Raw genomic sequence first — 5,357 nt, forward strand, 5'->3', positions numbered from 1 at the left:
GCCCCGTGGACCCCCGCACCACCAGCTCCCCGCGTACCGTCGCCACGCCCCCCGGCGGAGCCTGCTCGCGGCCCATGGCGATCCGGCCCGCGCGTGCCGCCGCCTCCGCCAGGGGCAGCCGCACCGTCGTCAGGGCGGGCACCGCGTCGACGCTGAACGGCAGGTCGTCGAAGCCGGCCACCGACACGTCGTCGGGGATGCGCCGCCCGGACTCCCGCAGGGCCGCGCAGGCGCCGAGGGCCACCGTGTCGTTGGCGGCGACCACGGCGGTCAACGCGGGCTCGCGGCGCAGGAGTTCGATGGTCGCCGCGTGGCCTGTGGCGCGGTCGTACGGGCCGTGCAGGGTCAGCTCCGTACCGGGAGGCAGCCCCGCCGCCGCGAGCGCGTCCCGGTGGCCCTCAAGGCGGTGCCGGGTGGTCGTGCGCTCCTCGGGGCCCGCGATGTAGCCGATCCGGCGGTGGCCGAGGGCCAGCAGGTGCTCGGTGAGGGCGCGGCCGCCGCCGCGGTTGTCGAAGGTGAGCGCGACGGCACCGGTCTCGGGCGCGGGCGGACGGCCGCAGAGCACCACGCGCGTACCGGCGTCCACGAGCCGCTGCAGCTTCGTGGTGAGCGCCGCCGCGTGCTCGGCGTCCTCGATGGCGCCGCCGGTGATGACGACCGCCGCGGCGCGCTGGCGCTGCAACAGGGTCAGATACGTCAACTCCCGCTCAGGGGAGCCTCCGGTGTTGCACACCACCGCGAGCCGCTCCCCGCCCGCGCGCCCGCCGGGCCCGCCGATCTCCGACTGCACGGCACCGGCCATGATCCCGAAGAACGGGTCCGCGATGTCGTTGACGAGGATGCCGACCAGGTCGGAGGTGGCCGCCGCGAGCGAACTCGCCGGGCCGTTGAGTACGTAGTCCAGCTCGTCGACCGCGCGCAGCACCCGTTCCCTGGTGGCCGCTGCCACCGGGTAGTTGCCGTTCAGGACGCGGGAGACGGTGGCGGGGGAGACCTGGGCGCGGGCCGCCACGTCCGCCAGGGTCACGGTCATCTGCACGCCTCCGTGGGCTCTCTTCGGTTCCGCCGCCGCGCGGCGCCCGTCTCGGTCCGGGACCCACACACGTACGCGTGGGTCGTGCCGCGGAACAGGCACTACGCGCGCGTGTCACTTGTCGTGAACGGACACCACGCGCGCGTGCCGCCTGCCGCGAACAAGTACCACGCGCCGCTTGTGCGGCACTTCGCCCGGCCCTCTTGTACGGGGCTTGTCAGGCAGGCTAGCTTTTCTCCGGATAGAAAGCGCTTGCTATCACATGCGGCCGGTGCGGTTCAGCACTGCTGAGCCGGGACGGGGAAGCCGTGCGGACCGTGCGAGCGGGCCGGGGGAGAGCGCTGGGCAACGGCGTACGGAGGGACTTTCGTGACACGCAAGACGGTGCGCATCGCCATGAACGGCGTGACGGGTCGGATGGGCCACCGCCAACACCTGGTCCGCTCGATCCTCGCCCTGCGCGAGGAGGGCGGACTCGACCTCGGCGACGGCACGGTGCTGTGGCCCGAGCCGGTCCTCGTGGGCCGCCGCGAGCACGCCCTGAAAGCGCTCGCCGACCGCTACGGCCTCCAGCACTGGACCACCGACGCGGACGCGGTCCTCGCCGACGAGACCGTGGACATCTACTTCGACGCCCAAGTCACCTCCGCCCGCGAGGAGTCGGTGAAGAAGGCCATCGCGGCCGGAAAACACCTCTATATAGAGAAGCCGAGCGCCACCTCGCTCGACGGCGCCCTGGAACTCGCCCGCCTAGCCGAGGCCGCCGGTATCAAGCACGGCGTCGTCCAGGACAAGATCTTCCTGCCGGGTCTGCTCAAGCTGAAGCGCCTCATAGAGGGCGGTTTCTTCGGCCGGATCCTCTCCGTACGCGGCGAGTTCGGCTACTGGGTCTTCGAGGGCGGCTGGCAGGACGCGCAGCGCCCGTCCTGGAACTACCGTGCGGAGGACGGCGGCGGCATCGTCGCCGACATGTTCCCGCACTGGGAGTACGTGCTGCATGAGCTGTTCGGCCGCGTGCGGTCCGTACAGGCCCTCGCCACCACGCACATCCCGCAGCGCTGGGACGAGCGGGGCAAGCCCTACGCCGCCACCGCCGACGACGCCGCCTACGGCATCTTCGAGCTGGCGGGCGGCACCGTCGCCCAGATCAACTCCTCCTGGGCGGTGCGCGTCAACCGCGACGAGCTGGTCGAGTTCCAGGTCGACGGGACCGAGGGCTCCGCCGTCGCGGGCCTGCGCGACTGCCGTGCCCAGCACCGCTCCGCCACCCCCAAGCCGGTGTGGAACCCGGACGTGCCGGCCACCGAGAGCTTCCGCGAGCAGTGGCAGCAGGTGCCGGACAACGGCGAGTTCGGCAACGGCTTCAAGGTGCAGTGGGAGCTGTTCCTGCGCCATGTCGCCCTCGGCGAGCCCTACCACTGGGACCTGCTCGCGGGCGCCCGCGGCGTGCAGCTCGCCGAGCTCGGCCTCAAGTCCTCCGCGGACGGCCGCCGCCACGAGGTTCCGGAGCTGACCCTGTGACCGTCCTGCTGCCCACGGAAAACGGCGCCACGCGCGCGTACGTCCCCCGCGGTGACCCGTTCCGTCCCTCGGGCACGGCCCCGCTCGCGTCCCGCACGGTGTTCTCGGCGGCGCACGTCGTGGCCGACCCGTACGCCGACACCTCGCCGGACGGCCCGGCCGCCGTCGACTGGGACGCCACCCTCGCCTTCCGCCGCCATCTGTGGGCGCAGGGCCTGGGCGTGGCCGAGGCGATGGACACCGCGCAGCGCGGCATGGGCCTCGACTGGGCGGGCGCGGCCGAGCTGATCCGGCGCTCGGCCGTGGAGGCGCGGGCGTGCGGCGGCCGGATCGCCTGCGGCGTGGGCACCGACCAGCTGACCGGCCGGCCGGCCGGACCGGTCGGCGTGGCCGAGGTCCGGGGCGCCTATGAGGAGCAACTCGCGCTCGTGGAGGGGACGGGCGCGCAGGCGATCCTCATGGCGTCCCGGGCGCTCGCCGCGGCGGCAGGCGGCCCCGAGGACTACCTCGAGCTGTACGGCCACCTCCTGCGCCAGGCGGCGGAGCCGGTGATCCTGCACTGGCTGGGCCCCATGTTCGACCCGGCCCTCACCGGCTACTGGGGCTCGGCCGACCTGGACGCGGCCACCGACACGTTCCTCGAGGTCGTCGCCGCGCACCCGGACAAGGTCGACGGCGTGAAGCTCTCGCTGCTCGACGCGGACCGCGAGGTCGTCCTGCGCCGCCGACTGCCGCAGGGCGTGCGCTGCTACACCGGCGACGACTTCCACTACCCGGAGCTGATCGAGGGCGACGCGCACGGCTTCAGCCACGCGCTGCTCGGCATCTTCGACCCGCTGGGCCCGCTGGCGGCGGACGCGGTGCGGATCCTGGACACCGGCGACGCGGCGGGCTTCCGCAAGCTCCTCGACCCGACCGTGGAGCTGTCCCGCCATCTCTTCGAGGCGCCGACCCGCTTCTACAAGACGGGCGTGGTGTTCCTCGCCTGGCTCGCGGGCCACCAGAGCCACTTCACGATGGTCGGCGGCCTGCAGTCGGCACGCTCCCTGCCGCACCTGGCCAGGGCGTACGAACTCGCCGACGGCCTCGGCCTGTTCCCCGACCCGGACCTCGCCGAGGCCCGCCTGAAGTCCCTCCTGGACGTGTACGGAGTCGCCCGGTGACCGTCGACGTGAGCCGCTTCAGCATCAACCAGATGACCGTCAAGCAGCTGTCCCTGCCCGAACTGGCCGACGCCTGCGGTGTGTTGGGGGTGTCCGCCGTCGGCCTGTGGCGCGAGCCGGTCGCGGAGTACGGCCTCGATGCCACGGCCAAGCTGATGCGCGCGGCGGGCCTGACGGTCACCACGCTGTGCCGGGGCGGTTTCCTCACGGCCGTCGACCCGCACGCGCGCGTGGTGGCCCTCGACGACAACCGCCGGGCCGTCGACGAGGCCGCCGCGCTCGGCACCGACACCCTGGTCCTGGTCTCCGGGGGCCTGCCGCCCGGCAGCCGCGACCTGCACGGCGCCCGCGAACGCATCGCGGACGCCCTCGCCGAGCTCGGCCCCTACGCGCGTGAGCGCGGTGTGCGGCTCGCCGTGGAACCCCTGCACCCGATGTACGCGGCCGACCGCTGCGTCGTCTCCACCCTCGGCCAGGCCCTCGACCTGGCCGAACGGTTCCCCGCCGACCAGGTGGGCGTCTGCGTGGACACGTACCACGTCTGGTGGGACGACCGGGCGCCCGCGGAGATCGCCCGCGCGGGCGCGGGCGGACGGCTGCACGCGTACCAGCTTGCGGACTGGACGACCCCGCTTCCGGCGGGCGTACTCGAAGGGCGCGGCCAACTCGGCGACGGCTCCGTCGACTTCGGCGCCTGGCACGCGCGCGTGGCCGCCGCCGGATACACGGGCCCCGTCGAAGTGGAGCTGTTCAACGCGGAGTTGTGGGCACGGGACGGCCGCGAGGTGCTCGCCGAGACCCTGGCCCGGTTCCGGGAGGTGGGGTAGGGGAGAGGGAACGGGAGGGCCGGTTCCGCGAGGCCCCGCGGGGCGGACCGCTCCCGTCCGGATACTTCTTCCCGTCCCGTCCGGCTACTTCTTCCCGCCGAGGATCTGCCCGAGCAGCTCGCCCAGGTCGAGACCGCCGCCCTGGCGGCCCTGCGCGGAAGCCGTGCCCGAGGCCGGTGCCGCGCCGGGTGAACTCGTCGCTCCGGGCTGCTTCTTGGCGCCCGCGGCCGGCTTCGCGAACACGGTGAGCAGTACCGGGATGAGCATTTCGATGGCGCGGGACACCGTGGGCGCGGGAATGCCGGTCCGCTTGGAGACGGCCTGCGCGACGGGCCTGCTGACCTTGGTGAGGACACCGGCCATCATGCCGCCGCTGAGCAGCCCGCCGAGTCCGCCGAAGGAGGCCACGCCCTGAAGGGTGTTGCCGTCACCGGCCGCCGCACCGGCCGCCGCCCCCGCCGTCGCACCCGCGGCCTCGTCGCCCACCTCGGCGAACGCCTGCCGGACCTCGGCGGCCTCCTCCGGGGCGCCCTCGGCCCGCTCCTGCAGCCCGCCGGAGAGCGCGGAGACGGTGTCGCCGACGAAGTTCTTCGCGGTGTCGTTGTCGGTGCCGGGCCCGAGGAGACCGGCGATCTCGTGCAGCTTGTCGTCGCCGAGCTCGGCCAGGACGTCCTGTTCGAAGGAGTTCTCGCTCATGCGGGAAACGCTACGGCCGCACGGGTTTGTCGGCATTTCGACCCTGCTCCGGATCGCTGCGGATTGGTGCCGAACGCCGTGCAACCCTTCCCGCGATCCGTGGGTCCTACTGGGAGT

General features: G+C 73.4%; 5 protein-coding genes. 3 read left to right on the top strand and 2 right to left on the bottom strand.

The window, feature by feature from the left end:
* The coding region (locus tag GUY60_RS33655) for a LacI family DNA-binding transcriptional regulator (protein ID WP_161704829.1) at nt 1–1,033 on the bottom strand (1,033 nt) is incomplete at its 3' end.
* 369 nt (nt 1,034–1,402) lie between these two features.
* Between GUY60_RS33655 and GUY60_RS33660 the strand changes: the two genes are divergently transcribed.
* Genes GUY60_RS33660 through GUY60_RS33670 form a run of 3 tightly spaced genes read left to right on the top strand, consistent with a single transcriptional unit; the run spans nt 1,403 to nt 4,544 of the window.
* Entirely contained in the window at nt 1,403–2,554 is a 1,152-nt protein-coding gene (locus tag GUY60_RS33660; RefSeq protein WP_161704831.1) for a Gfo/Idh/MocA family protein, read from the top strand.
* A complete protein-coding gene (locus GUY60_RS33665) occupies nt 2,551–3,717 on the top strand; it encodes a dihydrodipicolinate synthase family protein (RefSeq protein WP_161704833.1) in 1,167 nt (388 codons plus the stop codon). Before GUY60_RS33660 ends, GUY60_RS33665 begins: the two co-directional genes overlap by 4 nt.
* Nucleotides 3,718–3,749: 32 nt before the next feature.
* A complete protein-coding gene (locus GUY60_RS33670; protein WP_161704837.1) occupies nt 3,750–4,544 on the top strand; it encodes a sugar phosphate isomerase/epimerase family protein in 795 nt (264 codons plus the stop codon).
* 84 nt (nt 4,545–4,628) lie between these two features.
* Here GUY60_RS33670 and GUY60_RS33675 read toward each other — a convergent pair whose 3' ends face one another.
* Nucleotides 4,629–5,240: a DUF937 domain-containing protein gene (locus GUY60_RS33675; protein WP_161704835.1), complete on the bottom strand. Its 612-nt coding sequence runs from the start codon at nt 5,238–5,240 to the stop codon at nt 4,629–4,631.
* Nucleotides 5,241–5,357 lie beyond the last annotated feature (117 nt).

It is taken from the genome of Streptomyces boluensis, from assembly GCF_009908195.1.
In the GTDB taxonomy this organism is placed as follows: Bacteria; Actinomycetota; Actinomycetes; order Streptomycetales; family Streptomycetaceae; genus Streptomyces; species Streptomyces boluensis.